Here is a 16521-nt window from a genome sequence, read left to right on the forward strand (position 1 = left end):
TAGACTCGCATCGTTTCATTTGGCTTAACAGCGGCACCCTTCGCCCAAACCCATGAAAAAGGATGTCGTGCCTTTGACTGACCGTATCAACGCCCAACTGACCTTCCTGACAGAAGCCTGCAAACTGAAATCCGTTCTGCGCGGCACCACGCTTTGCGACGGATCACGGCGCGAAAACTCCGGCGAACACAGCTGGCACATCGCGCTCTACGCGATGGTCATGGCCGAACACGCCAATCGCGCCATCAACCTCGACCGGGTCATCAGGATGCTTCTGATCCACGACATCGTGGAAATCGACGCAGGCGACAATCCCATCCACGGCAACCACGACCCGGCAGAAACCGAAGCCATCGAACAGGCCGCCGCAACCCGTATCTTCGGCCTGCTGCCCGCCGATCAGGCCAGTGCCTTCCGCGCCCTCTGGGACGAATTCGAAGCGGCAGAAACCGACGACGCGATCTTCGCTAAATCCATCGACCGGGTGCAGCCCGTGGTCTCCAACCTCGAAAGCGGCGGGACAAGCTGGATCGACTACGAAGTCACCCGCGAACAGGTCGAAACCCGGGTCGGCGCCAAGGTCCAACGCGGCGCCTCTGCCATCTGGGCTGCCCTGAGAACGCGCATCGACTTCTGGTTTTCCAGTCAGGCCTAAGGATCAGCACCTATGCCTGCCGCGCGTCTTGTGGAAAAAGACAGGCTCACGCATAATTCCGCAGATGCAAAACAAAGCGCACCAGCGCACCTCAAAGGATAGTCAGCATGTCGACCAAAGCCGCGGCGCTCCTCCTTGCCACGCTCCTCGGGCTTGGCCCAGCCTGGGCAGACGGCCACCTCGGCAACCCGATCATCACGGCACCCGACCGGCCTCTGCCGCCGACATGTTACAGCACAGAAACCGACACCCTCTCGGCCGCCGTGCTTCTCGAGGAAATCGAAGGCGAAGCCATCGACGTCAGCGGCTATGGCAATGTCACGACGGCTGAAGGCGAAAGCTGGGGATTCCTGGTGACCTTTACGGGCGTTCTTGATGGCGCGTTCCTGACAGGAACCAGCACCGTTTCGGTCGATGGCGACCAGTTCGAGGAACTGCGGCAATGGGCCTTTGCAGACGGCGCGATCGTGACGGAAATGGGCACCTTTACCGCTTCCGACTGTGACGGAATAGAAGACGAATTCATCAACCGTTCCATCAACTGACGTTACACGCGGTCAGATAACCCCGTAGGGTGGGGTTCCACCCCGCCAAACCAAAACCTTAACGCCCCATTCACACATCCACCGCCCGCCCCGTTAACCCACCCCCACCGCGCGGTAGGGTCCGACGTTTTGCCGACGCATCGCCGACGCGATGCCGACCGCCCCAAACCCCATATAGATCAGCGTTAACGGATGATTCTTTCACCACCCGACCATCACGACACAGCACACCCCACCGAACGTTGCGTCTGCCCCCTATACAAACGTCGCCGACAGGCGTACTGCGCGGGGCTTACGTCGAAGAAAGCCGCAGCCATGATCCCCACCCTCGCCGATGCCCTTTCCAAACAGGGCTATACCGATCTGACCCCTGTCCAGACCGCTGTCACCGACGCGGAACTTGAAGGGCAGGATCTGCTTGTCTCCGCCCAGACGGGCTCTGGTAAGACAGTCGGCTTCGGCCTCGCAATTGGCCCCACAATCCTCAATGAAAACGGCACGTTAGACCCCGCAAGCAATCCGCTCGCCCTGATCATCGCCCCCACCCGTGAACTCGCACTTCAGGTCAAGCGCGAGCTGCAATGGCTCTATGCCGGTGCCGGCGCAACACTGGCCTCCTGCGTCGGCGGCATGGATTTCCGCGACGAACGGCGCACACTCGACCGCGGCGCGCATATCGTTGTGGCCACGCCCGGCCGCTTGCGCGACCACATCATGCGCAACACGATAAATCTCAGCGATATCAAGGCCGTGGTGCTGGACGAAGCCGACGAAATGCTCGACCTTGGCTTTCGCGAAGACCTCGAATTCATCCTCGATCAAGCGCCCGAAACCCGGCGCACCTTGCTGTTTTCCGCCACCGTCCCGCCGATGATCGCGACACTGGCAAAATCCTACCAGAAAAACGCGGTGCGGATCGCAACGACAACCAAAGAAACCCAGCACGCCGATATCGAATATCGCGCCCTCAGCGTCGCCAATCACGACACAGATGCAGCCATTATCAATACCTTGCGCTATTACGATGCGCCCAACGCCATTGTATTCTGCAACACCCGCGCCATGGTCACGCGCCTCACCACGCGGCTGTCAAACCGGGGCTTCTCCGTCGTCGCCCTCTCCGGCGAACTGACGCAAACTGAACGCTCCAACGCGCTGCAAGCCATGCGCGACGGGCGCGCGCGCGTCTGCGTGGCAACCGATGTGGCCGCACGCGGCATCGACCTGCCCAATCTGGAACTCGTGATCCACGCCGAACTGCCCACAAATGCCGAAACGCTACTGCACCGGTCAGGGCGCACCGGACGCGCGGGGCGCAAGGGCATCTCGGCCATGATCGTGCCCGCGAAAATGTATAAACGCGCGCAAAACCTGCTGAAATGGGGCAAATTGACAGCCAGTTGGGGCAAACCACCCAGTGCGGACGAAATCAACGCAAAGGACGAAGAACGGCTACTGACCGACCCGATCTGGTCTGAGGATTTCAGCGAAGCCGAACAGGCCTTCGCCGCGCGACTGCTTGATCAGCACGGAGCCGAAAAGATCGCCGCCGCCTATTTCCGGCTTTATGCGGGCAAGCAATCCGCCCCAGAAGATCTCAGCGAAATCAAGGATATCGCCCGCGACGACCGCCCGCCGCGCGAACACAAATCCTTTGGCCCGTCAAAGTGGTTTGCCATCGACATCGGGCGCGAAGGCAAGGCAGAGGCGCGCTGGTTGATGCCAATGCTCTGCAAGGCAGGCGGGATCACCAAGAAGGAAATCGGGGCGATCCGCATCCAGCCGAACGAGACATTCATCGAAATATCAGAACCAGCGGTGCAGGGTTTCCTCAAATCCGTGGGCCCTGACATGTCACTGGAAAACCAGGCCAAGCTGCGCGCGCTTGACGGGCCACCGCAACTGGGCGAACGCGGACCGCGCAAGACGAAGCGGGATTACGACAAGCGGCCACGCGACCGGTCCGCACCGCCGCCCTCGAAACAGGACGACCTGCCTGCGGTCAAACCCGTTCCCGGTGCTGCGGATGACAGGGCGGCACGAAAGCCACGCGCCAAGCCAGCCCGGCGCGACCACGGTGATGCATTGGTTGAAAAACGCGCCAAACCGTCGAACACTGGCAAATCTGTCGGCAAGAAGCCGTCACAAAAGGGAAAATCCGGTTACAATTCCGAAACAAAACCGCCAAAAGCGAGAGCAGGCAAACCAGGCGGGAAATTTTCTGGTAACGCCAATGATACCTCAAAACGGTTCACACCGCCCGGCGGAAAACCCAAGCCTCGCAAGGGGTTAGGTAAGGGCGGCACTGCCGCACCCAGACGCGGAAAAACCTAAAAACAAGGGGACTGGTCACATTTTTGTCACGTCACAAGCACGCTATGTGCCAAATGTCCTAGTCTGATCCGAGGTAAGCTGACTACACTACCTACATAGTTAGTGACTTATTATTCAGTTGAGAAAAGGACCAGAGACATGGCCAGTTCAAAACCAAAAGGCGAGAAGCAGTCGCCGACACCACAGCCCAAGACGCCAAGTGCAGCAGCACTTCAGTCAAACGGCAAACCGTCGGCACCAGTCTTTACCGATTACGCAAGCATCTAGGCTTGCGCTGATAAAAAGAAGTATTCGGCCAGCGGGGTATGCTGCCGCCAGATCGTCCTCCCCGATCTCGCCTCACCCCTCTGGCCCTTTTTTTGACCATTGGCTAGATTGCCGCCATGGCAGCCCTGACCACCATCCGCAACATTGGCCCGGCCTTCGAAAAAGCATTGAAAGAGGTCGGGATCAGCACCGCAGAACAACTGCACGAGATGGGTGCGGACGCTGCCTATACCAAATTGTTGGAAAACGGCTCTAAACCCCATTTTATCGGTTATTACGTGCTGCACATGGCGCTGCAGGGACGCCCTTGGAACGATTGCAAAGGCGAAGAGAAAAAAGCCCTGCGCAAGCAATTCGACAGAATCAAAGCACAAAGCTTTGACCAGGACCTGTCCGAGATGGAGCGCATTCTGGACAGTATCGGGGTCGGCAAGCGACGCTAGGGCGGACAAATACCTGTACGCTGGCATGCCCTCACCCGCGCAATTGCCTCTTCATTTGCAGACCTTGTCAATAACTGGCACATATTCCCGACAAAGTGGAGCACGCCATCATCACCACGCACCAGCGGCGCCAACAAGGGAAAATCCGTCGGCAGTATCGGACCGCCCCAAACCGGATGCGGCGGCTCCCGGAACTGCGGCGCGATCCGCACGCGAAGGGGCTTGTCCGGCAAATCTGGGCCAATGATCACCCCGTCAAATACAAATTCCGCGTCTACTTTTCCGACGACCATCATCCGATCACAAGTGCTCGGCAAAACCGCGAAATCATCGAAAGACGACATCTGACAGCGCAAGGCCAATGCCGCCTGCGGGATCGAAACCGCAAAAGATATACATAAAACGCAAGCAAAGCGCATATCAGTATCCCCTATTTGTATCAGCTATGACGGCGACAAAGCGCACTTCCTTGGCAATAACGGTCAGATCTACCTGACATAAAGTAAATACCCTTCACATGGCCATCAGAATCGGGTATGTTAATGGTATGAACATAGAACAAGATATCGATTTTGAACTCGCCCGTCTGCGTAAGCTGGCCTTCCGGATGGACGCAATTTTCTTCATCCCCGGTACGAACATTTCGATCGGTCTGGACAACATCGTCGGTCTGATCCCCGTTGTGGGTGACCTTCTGGCGGCGCTGCCGGGCGTATGGATGATCCACAGGGCGCATAAGCTGGGGGCAACCCCCGGTGCGCTTGCCTATATGGCCATGAATGTCACGCTTGATACGGCCATAGGCGCAATCCCCTTTATTGGCGATGTTTTTGACGCGCTCTACAACGCGAATATCCGCAATTACAAAGCGTTAGAGCGCAATCTTGAAAAACGCGCGCAGAATGCCAAACCTGTCCGGGAGCGCGAGCCATTGATGGTCAGCATGATCTGATGGGGAACCAAATGGCGGTCGGCGCATTATGTTGTCAATCAATGTAACAGGAAAGGAAACGTCATGGACCTCATCCGCATCATCTTCGCCATTCTTCTACCTCCCTTGGGGGTCTTCCTGCAGGTTGGTCTAGGCAAGCATTTCTGGCTCAACATCCTGCTGACGATCCTGGGCTATTTTCCGGGCATCGTGCACGCCGTCTACATCATCGCCCGCGACGAACCGGCGCGTGTCTGAGATAACTGAAATCGACCGGCTCGACCGGATAGCGGACCGGATGGATAATTTGGTCCGCTTGCCTATTGTCGGGGTGCGGGTGGGACTCGATTCCATCCTCGGCCTGATCCCGGGCATCGGCGATATTGCCGCTCTCGGGCCCGCCGGATACATCATCTACCGCGCTCGCCAAATGGGCGCGTCCAGACCCGTGATCGCGCGCATGGCTGTCAACACCGCCATCGACGCTATCATCGGATCAATACCCCTCATCGGAGATATCTTCGACATCGGCAACAAGGCCAACAAGAAAAACGTAGCTTTGCTGCGCCACCATATGGAAACGAAAGAGGGCGCCCCAAAGGACGCCCCCCTCGCAGCTTGAGGTAGGGTGGGATTTTATCCCACCAGTTCCAGCCCGGAAAAGAAGAACGCAATCTCTTCGGCAGCCGTCTCCGGCGCATCAGAACCATGCACCGAGTTTTCGCCAATCGACAGCGCAAATTCCTTGCGGATCGTGCCCGGTGCCGCATCTTCCGGATTTGTGGCGCCCATCACTTCGCGGTTCTTGGCGATGGCGTCTTCACCTTCCAGAACCTGCACGACAATCGGTTCGGAAATCATGAACTCGCACAATTCGTCAAAGAACGGGCGGTCCTTGTGAACACCGTAAAACTGCTGCGCCTGCGCCAGTGTCAGATGGATCCGCTTTGAGGCGATGACCCGCAGGCCTGCCTCTTCGAATTTCGCGATGATCTGACCGGTCAGGTTCCGCTTGGTGGCGTCAGGTTTGATGATGGAAAACGTGCGCTGGATAGCCATGTTTTACTGTCTTTCATTGCTAGATTGGTTTGCTTTGGCGGTCCCCTAACACGCAGCAATGCCTATGAAAAGGGGCCTGCGGCAAACACCACCATTTGCGTGCATCAGCCTCACACGCTAGCGTCGATGCATGTGGCAGCTTATCATCCATCCGGTCTTTGGCAGGCTTTTCGCAGCACAGGTCGTCGCGCTTCTAGGCACGGGGCTTTTGACCGTGGCACTCGGCCTGCTGGCCTACGATCTGGCCGGGGCGGCGGCGGCGGCGGTCCTCGGTATTGCCTACGCGATCAAGATGGTGGCCTATGTCGGCCTGTCGCCGATCACTGGCGCGCTGGTAGCCAACCTGCCGCGGAAGCCCGTTCTGATCGGTGCTGATCTGATCCGGGCCGGGGTCGCACTTGCCCTGCCATTCATCACCGAAATCTGGCAGATCTACGTTGCGATATTCCTACTGCAAACCGCTTCGGCCACATTCACACCCACCTTTCAGGCGACCATCCCTGATGTGCTGGAGGATGAAGACGACTATTCCAAAGCCCTCTCGCTCTCACGTCTGGCCTATGACACTGAAAACCTGATCAGTCCGGCACTCGCTGGCATTCTGCTGCTGATGATGAGCTATCACTGGCTTTTCGGCGGTACCGTTATCGGCTTTGCCTTGTCCGCCTTGCTGGTATGGGTCACAACACTGCCCTTGCGCAAACCCGGTAAGGACCGCCCCTTTCGTGAAAGGCTGACGCGCGGCATGCGCATCTATCTGGCCACACCACGCCTGCGGGGGCTGCTCGCGCTCACCCTCACCGCCGCAGCCGCCAGCGCCTTTGTCATCGTCAATACTGTCGTCGTTGTGCGCGATGGCTATAGCGGCACAGACGGCGATGTCGCCCTCGCCCTTGCGGCGTTCGGCGGCGGCTCCATGCTCGCCGCGCTCGCCCTGCCCGGCCTTCTGAAACGGCTCAGCGACCGGCCGGTCATGATCAGCGGCGCTCTGCTGCTGACCGCGCTGATGGGCGCGCAGGCCTTCCTCGCGCCCAACTGGACCACCTTCCTGGTCCTCTGGTGCCTGACCGGGATCGGCTATTCAACCACGCTGACACCGCAAGGGCGACTTCTGCGGCGGTCGGCCCACAGCGATGACCGGCCCGCCGTCTTCACCGCGCAATTCGCCCTGTCGCACGCATGCTGGCTGGTGACCTACCCACTGGCGGGCAGCGCGATGACCGCCCTTGGCGCAGGTCCGACGCTCGGCATCCTCGCCATTCTTGGTGCAATCGGTGTTGTGGCCGCATCCATCCTCTGGCCCGAAGGCGACCCGATCATCGTGCCCCACACCCATCCCGACCTGCCACCGGATCACCCGCATCTGCAAGGCGGCGGGCAACAGCACGCGCATGCGCTGATCATCGACGACGAACACCACGCCTGGCCAACCAACGGCTGACAGGCCAACCCTCAATGCAGCAAGGCCCGCATCCCACAGCGAGCGTGCCTTGACCCTAAGCGCACCCGGACCTGCACAAGACCATCACCATTGCCTCAGGCTTGGTTGCTCCCCAACGCCAGCAAGAAGCAAAATCAGATCAAAGCCATCCGCTCCGCCCGCTCTGGATCGGGGAACGGCCGATAAAGCCCCGTATCCACCTCCCCCACCATTTGATGCACGGTGGTGTAAAGACGCTCCACCGTTTCATCCCCGGTGCCGGTAAAACGAAACGCCTGATCCAGCTGGGTCATGTCGCGCAACTCGATCTCCAGCAGGAAATCCCGGGCCTTCGGCGCACCAAACCCAAGTTTCCGGCGACACAGCCGCCATGATTGTATCACCCCGTTTTGCTGCAGATGATCCATCCACGCCTCCACCGCGACCGCAAAGGCAACCGCCTTGGCATTGTCAGCCAGATCGATCGAACAGTGATAAAGATTCATGTTGGCACCCTGCAAAAAGCCCGCTGGCAACACGGTCGCAAATCAGAGTTTCAAAAAGGTTAGCACCGTCACCAGGTGCAGCGATTGACCCCGCAGCATTCCTCAAGCATAGCGCTCCTCATGCTCAAGATTTCAGACATCACCTACTCCGTCGAAGGCCGCACACTGGTCGAACACGCGACCGTCACCATCCCGACCGGTCACAAGGTCGGCCTTGTGGGCCGCAACGGGTCCGGCAAGACGACGCTATTCCGGGTGATCCGGGGGGAAATGGTGCTCGACACCGGGTCAGTCAGCATACCCAAAGGCTGGAGAATCGGCGGCGTAAGCCAGGAGGTGCCGGGAAACGAGGTGTCGCTGATCAACACCGTCCTGCGCGCCGATACCGAACGCGAGGCGCTGTTGGCCGAGGCGGACACGGCCACCGACCCCACCCGCATCGCAGAGGTCCAGACCCGGCTTGCCGATATCGACGCCTGGTCGGCAGAGGCGCGGGCGGCCACCATCCTGCGCGGTCTGGGCTTTACCAATGACGAACAGAAAATGCCCTGCTCGGCCTTTTCCGGCGGCTGGCGGATGCGCGTCGCCCTTGCCGCCGTTCTGTTCTCCGAACCCGACCTCTTGCTGCTGGACGAACCCACAAACTACCTCGACCTCGAAGGCGCGCTGTGGCTCGAGGCTTACCTCGTCAAATACCCCCACACTGTCCTGATCGTCAGCCACGACCGGGAACTGCTCAACCGCTCCGTCGGCGGTATCCTGCATCTCGAAGACAAGGGTCTGACCTACTACACCGGCCCCTATGACAGCTTCGCCAAACAGCGGGCGGCGAAACGCGCAGTCCAGGCGGCCGCGGCCAAGAAACAGGATGCCCAACGCGCGCACCTGCAATCCTTCGTGGACCGGTTCAAAGCCAAGGCATCCAAAGCCAAGCAGGCCCAATCACGCGTCAAGATGCTGGAAAAGATGGAAACGATCCGCGCGCCCGAAGACGCCGCGCGCACAGTCTTCACCTTCCCCGAACCTGAAGAGCTGTCGCCCCCGATCATCGCCACCGAAGGTGCCGCTGTTGGCTATGGCAACCACATCGTGCTGCACGATCTGAACCTGCGCATCGATCAGGACGACCGGATCGCCCTTCTGGGGCGCAACGGCGAAGGCAAATCGACACTGTCGAAAATGCTATCCGACCGCCTGCCCGTCGCACGCGGTAAAATGGTTCGCTCCAACAAGCTCCGCATCGGCTTCTTCGCCCAGCATCAGGTCGAGGAATTGCGCGTCGAAGAAACCCCGCTCGACCATCTCTTCCGCGAACGACCGAACGAAGGGCAGGCCAAACTTCGCGCGCGGCTGGCCGGCTTTGGGCTTGGTGCAGATCAGGCAGAAACCGCCGTCGGGCGGCTCTCCGGCGGACAAAAGGCGCGGCTCTCGCTGCTGCTGGCCACCCTGCCCGCACCGCATCTCTTGATCCTCGACGAACCTACAAATCACCTCGACATCGAAAGCCGCGAAGCGCTGGTCGAAGCACTCACCGCCTATTCCGGCGCCGTCATCCTCGTCAGCCACGACATGCACCTGCTGTCGATGGTCGCCGACCGGCTCTGGCTGGTCAAAGACGGGCATGTGAAACCTTACGCTGAAGACCTGCAAACCTATCGCAAATTACTGCTGACCGCGGACAAGCCCGCCGAAAAAGATAAGCCGCAACCAACCAAGGCGGCAAAACCAGGCCGCGACCAGATCCTCAGCCTGCGGGCAGACGTGCGCAAAAACGAAGAACGGGTCAACAAAATCAACGAGATGCGCGACAAACTCGCCAAGAAACTCGCCGACCCTGCGCTTTACGAGGACGGCAAGGCAGGTGAACTGGCGACGTGGAACAAGAAATACGCCGAAATCATGGACGGTCTGGAACGGGCCGAGGCCATGTGGATGGCCGCGCTGGAAAAACTGGAGAAGGCGGAAAAAGCCTGATCTACACTCTTCTTTCTTCCAAAAATACTCCCGCCGGAGGCATCAAAATTCTAGAATTTTGATCCACCCCCTGTCAGACAGAACCGCATGACCGAACTCCCTGCCCTCATCGCCGCCTTTACCACGATGTTCATCATCCTGGACCCGCCTGGGTTGGCCCCCGTCTTCATCGCGCTGACACAAGGCATGACCGCCGCCCAACGGCGCGCCATCGCGGTCCGCGCCTGCCTCGTATCGGCGGTGTTGATGATTCTGTTCCTGTTCCTTGGCGAAACAGTTTTGGGCTTCATCGGTATCTCGATGGATGCGTTCCGGATCGCGGGCGGTATCCTGCTGTTCCTCACCGCCCTCGACATGCTGTTTCAGCGGCGGCAGGCCCGGCGCGAGGATAGCGCCGCCGAAGGTCAGGCCGAACACCACGACGATCCGTCCGTCTTCCCTCTCGCCCTGCCGCTTATCGTGGGACCAGGGGCGATCACGACCATCATCCTGCTGGCGGGTCAAGCCGAGGGCGCGGCTGATTTCGGGGCCATTGCCGGGGTTCTGATGGCCGTTCTGCTGATCACTTTCCTGGCCTTTCTCGCCGCACCCGCCATCGAGCGTGCCCTGGGAAAGACCGGGCTGAACATCGTTACCCGCGTGCTTGGGATGTTGCTTGCCGCCTTGGCCGTGCAATTCGTTCTCGACGGATTGCGGGGTTTTGGGATCGGCGGATAGGTCCTATATCACTTCCATGACCACTGATCAGATCATGCAAACCATCTATCTGGGCCTTTTGGGACTGGCCATTGCCGGGTCCTATATCGCCGCCAATCGCAATGATCTGGGCAAGATGGCCCAGCAGGCGCTGATCTGGCTTCTGATCTTTGTCGGTGTCGTGGGGGCCTACGGGCTGTGGGACGAGATCAGCAATGACGTGACCGGGCGCCAGACCTTTATCGGCGATGCCCGCGTCGAAGTACCACGCAGCCGTGATGGCCATTATTATCTGACCCTCGATATCAACGACGTCTCTGTCGATTTCGTGGTTGATACCGGGGCCAGCCAGGTGGTGCTGACCCGGCGGGATGCCGCGCGGATCGGGCTTGATCCCGACACGCTCAACTATTTCGGTTCTGCCAGCACCGCTAACGGTGTCGTGCGCACCGCCCTGGTGCAGCTTGAAACCGTGGCGATGGGCGATATCCTCGACCGCAATCTGCCTGCGGTTGTCAATGAAGGCGACATGGAAGGCTCGCTTTTGGGCATGACCTATCTGGGGCTTTATGACCGGATTGAAATCACCAATGGCCGGCTGGTGCTGACCCGATGAAAGGTGCCAGCCTCCTTTGCGCTTTGATCCTGCTGGCCGCCTGCACCCCCACCCCGCCGGAACTACCCGAAGGGTTCGACCCCACCTTCGCCTTCTTCATCGCGCCCGACTAGGCAATCAGCGCGTCCCAGATCACCTTGTTGCGGGTGGCAAATGGGCCGATATGGCCGATCTTCTGCAATCCATGCGCACGCGGATCAACAACCAGCTGCTTCTTGCGGGCCCACGGGTAAAACTGCATCAGCCGCCACACCGCTGCAGGCGGCACCATGACATCATCCTTGATCGCCACCACCTTCATCTCGGCCTTCAACCCGTTCCAGTCCGGCATGGGCATCCGGTGGCCGATATCGGCAGCAAAGAACCCACGCGATGTGCACCACCGGCGCCATTGCCAGAACACGCCCGCAGGCAGATCGAACCCATAACCCAAGCGGCGCCCGGGCACGTAACCCATAAGTTTCGTGAGCGGCGGGCCGATCAGATGCCAGAAGGCGCCCACCTCAACCCGATACGGAAACGGATGGTCCGAGAAATGCACAGGACCGCTCGCCACGGTGATCACCCGGTCGATCCGGTCCAGACCCTGCTGAAATGATAACAACAACCCGCCTAGCGAATGGCCAATCACCCAAAGCGGTGCGCCCGGGAACAGCTCTGCCAGATGATCGCGGGCGGCCTGCTGATCATGCACACCCCAATCGACCATTGTGGCCCGGCTTAGGCGGGCCGCCCGGCGAGCCGACGCCCCGAAGTCGCGATAATCATACGTCAGGCAGGCAATCCCTTTTTCGGCGGCCAACCATTGGGCAAATGCGGCGTAATAGCTTTGCGGCACACCTGTGGCCGGGTTCAGAACCGCCACCGCCAGCGGACGTGCCGGGGGCAGGAAAAGCTGACCCTGCAGCTTGTGCCCGCCGGAATAGAACCGCTGTGGCTCCGGGCCGATATCGACATGCATATTCATCGTCACCCCCCCTAGACCGTTTGGTCTAATTGCGACGGTAGACCGATCGGTCTAATCGTGCAATACCCTTTCTTCATGAAAGACACGCGTACCAAACTGGCCCTCAAAGCGGGGCTGCTGTTCCAGCAAAAGGGATTTCACGGGGTCGGCGTCGCCGAGATCCTGCAAGAGGCGGGCGTGCCGAAGGGGTCGCTTTATCATCACTTCCCAAACGGCAAGGCTGACCTTGCCCTCGCCGCCGCTGACATCGCCTCGACCGAGATGCTGCGGATCATTGACGACTCGTTCAGCCCGGCAACGGATTACGCAAACGGGGCCACGACGCTATGCTACAAGCTAGCGAAATTCTTTGACATTCAGGAGGGCAAGATCGGATGCCCGGTCTCGGCTACCTTGCTGGAAGGCCCGGAAAACGCGACCTTTCAACTGGCATTGAAAGAGATTTTCAATGCCTGGATGGCCCGCATCCGCGACCACGCGATCCGGCTGGGCGAAACGCCCGCGCAGGCGGACGCCGACGCGCAGCGGCTCTTTCTTGCTATTCAGGGCGGTTGGACCCTCGCCCGTGCGACCCGCAATTCCGATGTGTTGCGCGGTCTACCTGCGCTGATCCTGTCCGCGGCCTAGATGGCGCGTGGTAAATGCAGACGCCGCCTAACGCCCACGCCGCGCAGCGCGGCGTGGGCAGGTGTTATCAGCCGCCTGGTGTCAGCTTGTGGATTTCGCCTTCGTCCACCGCGGCATAAAGGCTGCCATCGGGCCCCAGCACGACCGAACGAAAGCGCCCGGCCTCCATTGGCAGGGTCATCTCGGTGACGTCGATGACGGACTGTCCATCGTCCGACAGTTCGATCACATCAATCCGCTGACCAATCGGGGTACCGCCAAAGCCGATCCCCATGATGCCAACCACCATATTGCCATTCCAATCGCCCCACTGGTCACCAACCAGGAACGCGGCTGACGATGTGCCTTGCGACCAGCCGTTATTGTCCCAGATCGGGGGCATGGCGTCGGGATAAGTGGCAAGGTCGGTCATTGGCATGAAAGATGCGCGCTCGTAGCGATTCATCCCGTCCATCTGGTTTGGCATGTAGCCGCAGTAATTGTCCGGGCAGTCACCGCGTCCAGCCATGTTCGGACGTGGGTCCCATCCAGCATTGCCCCCATTTTGCAGCACGGTGATTTCATCCGAATGCCAAGGACCGTGCTCCGCCACAATCGGCGCCCCGGTTTCCGGGTGGAACGCGATGCCCTGAATGTTGCGGTGCCCATAGGTATAGGTGCGCGGATCAAACCCGTCGGGCGGCGCGTTGTCGGGGGCCGCATTGCCGTCGGTGTCGATGCGCAGCACCTTGCTGCCCATCAGCGTGGGGCTTTGCGGCACTTCCCCGTTATGCGTATCGCCCGTGGTCAGATAGAGGAAGCCATCCGCCGGATTGAACCGCACACGACCGCCATTATGGGCACCGGTGTCACCAAACGGGTGATCGGTCGCCGCCGTCTTGTAAGGCACATCATCAACGATATCGGTACGATCCGAAACATTGGTGAAGTCCTCGTTCACGACCAACAGCATCAGCCTGTTGGTCTGTGGATCAGACAGGTTGGAGGTCGAATAGACATAGATCCGGCGATTGTCGGCAAAATCCGGATCAACGGCGACACCATTCATTCCGGCCTGCCCATCGCAGAACAGGTCATCCCCTGTCGTCCCGTAACCCTCGCTACCATCCATGCCCAACAGGGCATTGACCTCACCCGATGGCATCAGCACGGAAAGCCCCTTGCACTTTTCGGTAAAGAACATGGTGCCATCGTCAAGAAACGCCATATCCCACGGATTTTCGAGATCGGACAGCACATAAGTATGCTGAAGACTCGTCGTATTCGGCCCGGCTTCGACAAGTACGGGTGCAGCCGTCAGGACGGCGGCAGCGGCCATTGGCATAAGCCAGACGGCAGGTCTTTGGATTGATCGGTCGTGCATAACTTCCTCCCCAAAAGAATGTTCAATCGGCCTAAAAGGCCGAGGTACATATTTCCCCTACGTCAACTGACAACAGTCGAACGATAAACCCGAACCGGAAAATATCAAGTATTTTGATTGGGTTGGCGCGGCCAAGCGGCCTTGCAGACAAGGGGCAAATAAACCCGCGCCTTAGCTGGCCTTCTCTGCCTTTTTAATCCAGCGCCCGCCGTCCTGCGCCCAATACTGGGCTGCGCATCCGGCATCGGTCAGGGCTTTCCACTGCCCCCGCGCATGCTCCAGCGCCGCCCCGTCATGGCCATCAAACAGGATGCAGACACGTTCGACCGCTGTCACTTCGTCCGCGCTGACATCCGCGCCACCCACGCTCATCACACATGCAAAACCGTCGCTTGGCACATCACCCAATAGCACCGGCTGGTCGGCATCATGCGGCCCGCCAGCCATGCCATGGGGCAGAAAGCCGTCATCCGGCCCCTGCCACAGCACGTCATCCAAGCGTTTGAGCAACGCGGGATCAGACCCGCGCACCAACACCCGCCAGCCCGCACCACGGGCCTTGCCAATCAGCATCGGCAGCGTCGCCTCAAGCGGGCTGTCGGTCAGATGATAGAAATAGGCGGCGCCCATCTAGCCCTCGTACTTGTCGGCCACCAGACGGTTCAGCGCCATGACACCCCAGCCTGTCGCTCCCGCAGGGGCCAGTGCTGTTTCGGATTTCACACTGGCCACCCCGGCGATATCCAGATGGCACCAAGGCACGTCATCTTTCACGAAACGCTGCAGGAACTGGGCCGCTGTGATCGACCCCGCATTGCGGCCACCCACATTCTTCATATCCGCGATGCGCGATTTCAGCAGGGCGTCATAGGCTTTGGCCATGGGCATGCGCCATGCGCCTTCGCCCTCGGCCTTCGCCGCCTTGATGAAATCACCGCTCAATTCGTCAGAGTTGGAAAACACGCCGGCATTTTCGTTGCCCAAAGCGACCAGAATGGCACCGGTCAGGGTCGCCAGATTGATCATCCCCGCAGGCTTGAACCGGTCCTGAGCGTACCAAAGCACATCAGCCAGTACCAAACGCCCCTCGGCATCGGTATTGATGATCTCGACCGTATCGCCCTTCATCGAGGTGACGACATCGCCCGGGCGGGTGGCCGAACCAGAGGGCATATTTTCCACGATCCCCACAAGGCCCACGACATTGGCCTTGGCCTTGCGCAGGGCGAGCGTGCGCATGACCCCGGCCACAACACCGGCACCACCCATATCCATTGTCATGTCTTCCATGCCGGCGGCAGGTTTGATGCTGATACCCCCGGTATCGAACACCACGCCCTTGCCCACCAGCGCAAAGGGGGCGTCTTTCTTCTTGCCGCCATTCCAGGACATGACGACAACTTTAGACGGGCTGACCGACCCCTGCCCGACACTCAGCAAGGTGCGCATGCCCAGCTTGGCAAGGTCCTTTTCCTCAAGCACCTCGACCTCAAGCCCCAGATCGCGCATGGCCGCCAGACGGTCGGCGAAATCGGTGGTGGTCAGGATATTGGCAGGCTCATTGGTCAGATCACGGGTAAAAAACACACCTTCGGCAATGGCCTTCAACGGCGCCTTGCGCAACTCATCCGGCTTGGAGGCCATGCATGTCACCGCACCGCGACCGGATTTGTCACCGGTCTTGTGCGTATCGAAATCATAGGCGCGCAGCATCAGACCCAGCGCAATTTCATCCGCCCGGCCAATCGACCCGGCTAGAACCAGCAGCGATTTGTCGCCCAACCGCTTGGCGATCTGCGCACCGGCCTTGCGGGCCTCCTGCGATGACGGGCGACGCCCCAGCTTGACCACCAACACACCGGTCGCGGCCATGCCCACCGGATAGGACAGCAGCGACACATCACCCGGTGATGCCTTTTCAAAGGCTTCGCTTTCCACAAAACGGGCCAGCGACTTGCGGGTCAGCGTGTTCACCTTCCGCGCTCCCGCATCCAGCTTGCCATCGCCATCCACAAATACCGCTACCAGACCGTCGGCGGTGGCCACGGCATCAAGATCGACATCTTTGAACTGAATTTCGATGGGCGTGGTCATGGTGGCTCCTTTTTCTGATGGGTT

The 16521-nt window shown here is 59.7% G+C and carries 21 protein-coding genes; 14 read left to right on the forward strand and 7 right to left on the reverse strand.

Annotated elements, in window-relative coordinates; translation table 11 throughout:
• The first annotated feature begins 73 nt into the window (after positions 1-73).
• The 5 genes from ACFWW2_RS15070 to ACFWW2_RS15090 all read left to right on the forward strand — a co-directional run bounded on the left by ACFWW2_RS15070 (position 74) and on the right by ACFWW2_RS15090 (position 4244).
• On the forward strand, positions 74-655 hold the full coding sequence (locus ACFWW2_RS15070) for an HD domain-containing protein (RefSeq protein WP_393929431.1): 582 nt from the start codon (positions 74-76) through the stop codon (positions 653-655).
• Positions 656-762: 107 nt separating this feature from the next.
• Entirely contained in the window at positions 763-1200 is a 438-nt protein-coding gene (locus tag ACFWW2_RS15075) for a hypothetical protein (protein ID WP_393929146.1), read from the forward strand.
• Positions 1201-1515: 315 nt separating this feature from the next.
• Positions 1516-3534 carry a DEAD/DEAH box helicase gene (locus ACFWW2_RS15080; RefSeq protein ID WP_393929148.1) on the forward strand — a complete coding sequence of 673 codons (2019 nt, stop codon included), beginning with the start codon at positions 1516-1518 and terminating at the stop codon, positions 3532-3534.
• 138 nt (positions 3535-3672) lie between these two features.
• The gene (locus ACFWW2_RS15085; protein ID WP_393929150.1) at positions 3673-3801 is read left to right on the forward strand and encodes a hypothetical protein; all 129 of its coding nucleotides are present in this window, start codon (positions 3673-3675) and stop codon (positions 3799-3801) included.
• A 116-nt stretch (positions 3802-3917) separates the two neighbouring features.
• Positions 3918-4244, forward strand: coding sequence for a TfoX/Sxy family protein (locus ACFWW2_RS15090; RefSeq protein ID WP_393929152.1), 327 nt, complete (start codon positions 3918-3920; stop codon positions 4242-4244).
• On the opposite strand, the gene ACFWW2_RS15095 is transcribed toward ACFWW2_RS15090, so the two are convergent.
• Positions 4241-4540, reverse strand: coding sequence for a hypothetical protein (locus ACFWW2_RS15095; protein ID WP_393929154.1), 300 nt, complete (start codon positions 4538-4540; stop codon positions 4241-4243). The genes ACFWW2_RS15090 and ACFWW2_RS15095 overlap by 4 nt on opposite strands.
• Positions 4541-4791: 251 nt before the next feature.
• Between ACFWW2_RS15095 and ACFWW2_RS15100 the strand changes: the two genes are divergently transcribed.
• The 3 genes from ACFWW2_RS15100 (at position 4792) to ACFWW2_RS15110 (ending at position 5797) form a co-directional block, all read left to right on the forward strand.
• Positions 4792-5196, forward strand: coding sequence for a DUF4112 domain-containing protein (locus ACFWW2_RS15100; RefSeq protein WP_393929155.1), 405 nt, complete (start codon positions 4792-4794; stop codon positions 5194-5196).
• A gap of 63 nt (positions 5197-5259) precedes the next feature.
• Positions 5260-5433 carry a YqaE/Pmp3 family membrane protein gene (locus ACFWW2_RS15105; RefSeq protein WP_393929157.1) on the forward strand — a complete coding sequence of 58 codons (174 nt, stop codon included), beginning with the start codon at positions 5260-5262 and terminating at the stop codon, positions 5431-5433.
• The gene (locus ACFWW2_RS15110; RefSeq protein ID WP_393929159.1) at positions 5426-5797 is read left to right on the forward strand and encodes a DUF4112 domain-containing protein; all 372 of its coding nucleotides are present in this window, start codon (positions 5426-5428) and stop codon (positions 5795-5797) included. Before ACFWW2_RS15105 ends, ACFWW2_RS15110 begins: the two co-directional genes overlap by 8 nt.
• A gap of 14 nt (positions 5798-5811) precedes the next feature.
• Here ACFWW2_RS15110 and ndk read toward each other — a convergent pair whose 3' ends face one another.
• Positions 5812-6234 (reverse strand): nucleoside-diphosphate kinase, encoded by a 423-nt coding sequence (gene ndk, locus ACFWW2_RS15115; protein ID WP_393929161.1) that lies wholly within the window; start codon positions 6232-6234, stop codon positions 5812-5814.
• Between the two features lie 130 nt (positions 6235-6364).
• Here ndk and ACFWW2_RS15120 point away from each other — a divergent pair, with 130 nt between their 5' ends.
• The gene (locus tag ACFWW2_RS15120) at positions 6365-7675 is read left to right on the forward strand and encodes an MFS transporter (RefSeq protein WP_393929162.1); all 1311 of its coding nucleotides are present in this window, start codon (positions 6365-6367) and stop codon (positions 7673-7675) included.
• A gap of 134 nt (positions 7676-7809) precedes the next feature.
• On the opposite strand, the gene ACFWW2_RS15125 is transcribed toward ACFWW2_RS15120, so the two are convergent.
• On the reverse strand, positions 7810-8160 hold the full coding sequence (locus tag ACFWW2_RS15125) for a DUF6614 family protein (protein ID WP_393929164.1): 351 nt from the start codon (positions 8158-8160) through the stop codon (positions 7810-7812).
• Between the two features lie 120 nt (positions 8161-8280).
• Between ACFWW2_RS15125 and ACFWW2_RS15130 the strand changes: the two genes are divergently transcribed.
• From ACFWW2_RS15130 to ACFWW2_RS15145, 4 genes are all read left to right on the forward strand, one after another.
• Entirely contained in the window at positions 8281-10134 is a 1854-nt protein-coding gene (locus tag ACFWW2_RS15130; RefSeq protein ID WP_393929166.1) for an ABC-F family ATP-binding cassette domain-containing protein, read from the forward strand.
• A gap of 87 nt (positions 10135-10221) precedes the next feature.
• Entirely contained in the window at positions 10222-10851 is a 630-nt protein-coding gene (locus ACFWW2_RS15135; protein ID WP_393929168.1) for a MarC family protein, read from the forward strand.
• A gap of 16 nt (positions 10852-10867) precedes the next feature.
• Complete coding sequence (locus ACFWW2_RS15140; protein ID WP_393929170.1) at positions 10868-11446, forward strand: TIGR02281 family clan AA aspartic protease; 579 nt, start codon at positions 10868-10870, stop codon at positions 11444-11446.
• On the forward strand, positions 11443-11559 hold the full coding sequence (locus ACFWW2_RS15145; RefSeq protein WP_393929172.1) for a DNA polymerase III subunit chi: 117 nt from the start codon (positions 11443-11445) through the stop codon (positions 11557-11559). Before ACFWW2_RS15140 ends, ACFWW2_RS15145 begins: the two co-directional genes overlap by 4 nt.
• Here the strand turns inward: ACFWW2_RS15145 and ACFWW2_RS15150 are convergent.
• Positions 11556-12413: an alpha/beta fold hydrolase gene (locus ACFWW2_RS15150; protein ID WP_393929174.1), complete on the reverse strand. Its 858-nt coding sequence runs from the start codon at positions 12411-12413 to the stop codon at positions 11556-11558. The genes ACFWW2_RS15145 and ACFWW2_RS15150 overlap by 4 nt on opposite strands.
• A 75-nt stretch (positions 12414-12488) precedes the next feature.
• On the opposite strand from ACFWW2_RS15150, the gene ACFWW2_RS15155 reads away from it, so the two are divergent.
• Positions 12489-13040 carry a TetR/AcrR family transcriptional regulator gene (locus ACFWW2_RS15155; RefSeq protein WP_393929176.1) on the forward strand — a complete coding sequence of 184 codons (552 nt, stop codon included), beginning with the start codon at positions 12489-12491 and terminating at the stop codon, positions 13038-13040.
• 67 nt (positions 13041-13107) lie between these two features.
• Here the strand turns inward: ACFWW2_RS15155 and ACFWW2_RS15160 are convergent, their stop codons facing one another.
• The 3 genes from ACFWW2_RS15160 to ACFWW2_RS15170 all read right to left on the reverse strand — a co-directional run bounded on the left by ACFWW2_RS15160 (position 13108) and on the right by ACFWW2_RS15170 (position 16497).
• Positions 13108-14403 (reverse strand): PQQ-dependent sugar dehydrogenase, encoded by a 1296-nt coding sequence (locus tag ACFWW2_RS15160; RefSeq protein WP_393929178.1) that lies wholly within the window; start codon positions 14401-14403, stop codon positions 13108-13110.
• A gap of 171 nt (positions 14404-14574) precedes the next feature.
• Positions 14575-15033 carry a DNA polymerase III subunit chi gene (locus ACFWW2_RS15165; RefSeq protein ID WP_393929180.1) on the reverse strand — a complete coding sequence of 153 codons (459 nt, stop codon included), beginning with the start codon at positions 15031-15033 and terminating at the stop codon, positions 14575-14577.
• The gene (locus ACFWW2_RS15170; protein WP_393929182.1) at positions 15034-16497 is read right to left on the reverse strand and encodes a leucyl aminopeptidase; all 1464 of its coding nucleotides are present in this window, start codon (positions 16495-16497) and stop codon (positions 15034-15036) included. It abuts the gene before it with no gap.
• Between the last annotated feature and the right edge of the window lie 24 nt (positions 16498-16521).

Origin of the sequence: Yoonia sp. R2-816 (genome assembly GCF_046762905.1) — a bacterium.
Classification (GTDB): Bacteria; Pseudomonadota; Alphaproteobacteria; order Rhodobacterales; family Rhodobacteraceae; genus Yoonia.

Coding starts and splice junctions, on each gene's coding strand:
- ACFWW2_RS15075 (WP_393929146.1), top strand. CDS start 763: ATGTCGACCAAAGCCGCGGCGCTCCTCCTTGCCACGCTCCTCGGGCTT.
- ACFWW2_RS15080 (WP_393929148.1), top strand. CDS start 1,516: ATGATCCCCACCCTCGCCGATGCCCTTTCCAAACAGGGCTATACCGAT.
- ACFWW2_RS15085 (WP_393929150.1), top strand. CDS start 3,673: ATGGCCAGTTCAAAACCAAAAGGCGAGAAGCAGTCGCCGACACCACAG.
- ACFWW2_RS15090 (WP_393929152.1), top strand. CDS start 3,918: ATGGCAGCCCTGACCACCATCCGCAACATTGGCCCGGCCTTCGAAAAA.
- ACFWW2_RS15095 (WP_393929154.1), bottom strand. CDS start 4,540: ATGATGGTCGTCGGAAAAGTAGACGCGGAATTTGTATTTGACGGGGTG.
- ACFWW2_RS15100 (WP_393929155.1), top strand. CDS start 4,792: ATGAACATAGAACAAGATATCGATTTTGAACTCGCCCGTCTGCGTAAG.
- ACFWW2_RS15105 (WP_393929157.1), top strand. CDS start 5,260: ATGGACCTCATCCGCATCATCTTCGCCATTCTTCTACCTCCCTTGGGG.
- ndk (WP_393929161.1), bottom strand. CDS start 6,234: ATGGCTATCCAGCGCACGTTTTCCATCATCAAACCTGACGCCACCAAG.
- ACFWW2_RS15120 (WP_393929162.1), top strand. CDS start 6,365: ATGTGGCAGCTTATCATCCATCCGGTCTTTGGCAGGCTTTTCGCAGCA.
- ACFWW2_RS15125 (WP_393929164.1), bottom strand. CDS start 8,160: ATGAATCTTTATCACTGTTCGATCGATCTGGCTGACAATGCCAAGGCG.
- ACFWW2_RS15130 (WP_393929166.1), top strand. CDS start 8,281: ATGCTCAAGATTTCAGACATCACCTACTCCGTCGAAGGCCGCACACTG.
- ACFWW2_RS15135 (WP_393929168.1), top strand. CDS start 10,222: ATGACCGAACTCCCTGCCCTCATCGCCGCCTTTACCACGATGTTCATC.
- ACFWW2_RS15140 (WP_393929170.1), top strand. CDS start 10,868: ATGACCACTGATCAGATCATGCAAACCATCTATCTGGGCCTTTTGGGA.
- ACFWW2_RS15145 (WP_393929172.1), top strand. CDS start 11,443: ATGAAAGGTGCCAGCCTCCTTTGCGCTTTGATCCTGCTGGCCGCCTGC.
- ACFWW2_RS15150 (WP_393929174.1), bottom strand. CDS start 12,413: ATGAATATGCATGTCGATATCGGCCCGGAGCCACAGCGGTTCTATTCC.
- ACFWW2_RS15155 (WP_393929176.1), top strand. CDS start 12,489: ATGAAAGACACGCGTACCAAACTGGCCCTCAAAGCGGGGCTGCTGTTC.
- ACFWW2_RS15160 (WP_393929178.1), bottom strand. CDS start 14,403: ATGCACGACCGATCAATCCAAAGACCTGCCGTCTGGCTTATGCCAATG.
- ACFWW2_RS15165 (WP_393929180.1), bottom strand. CDS start 15,033: ATGGGCGCCGCCTATTTCTATCATCTGACCGACAGCCCGCTTGAGGCG.
- ACFWW2_RS15170 (WP_393929182.1), bottom strand. CDS start 16,497: ATGACCACGCCCATCGAAATTCAGTTCAAAGATGTCGATCTTGATGCC.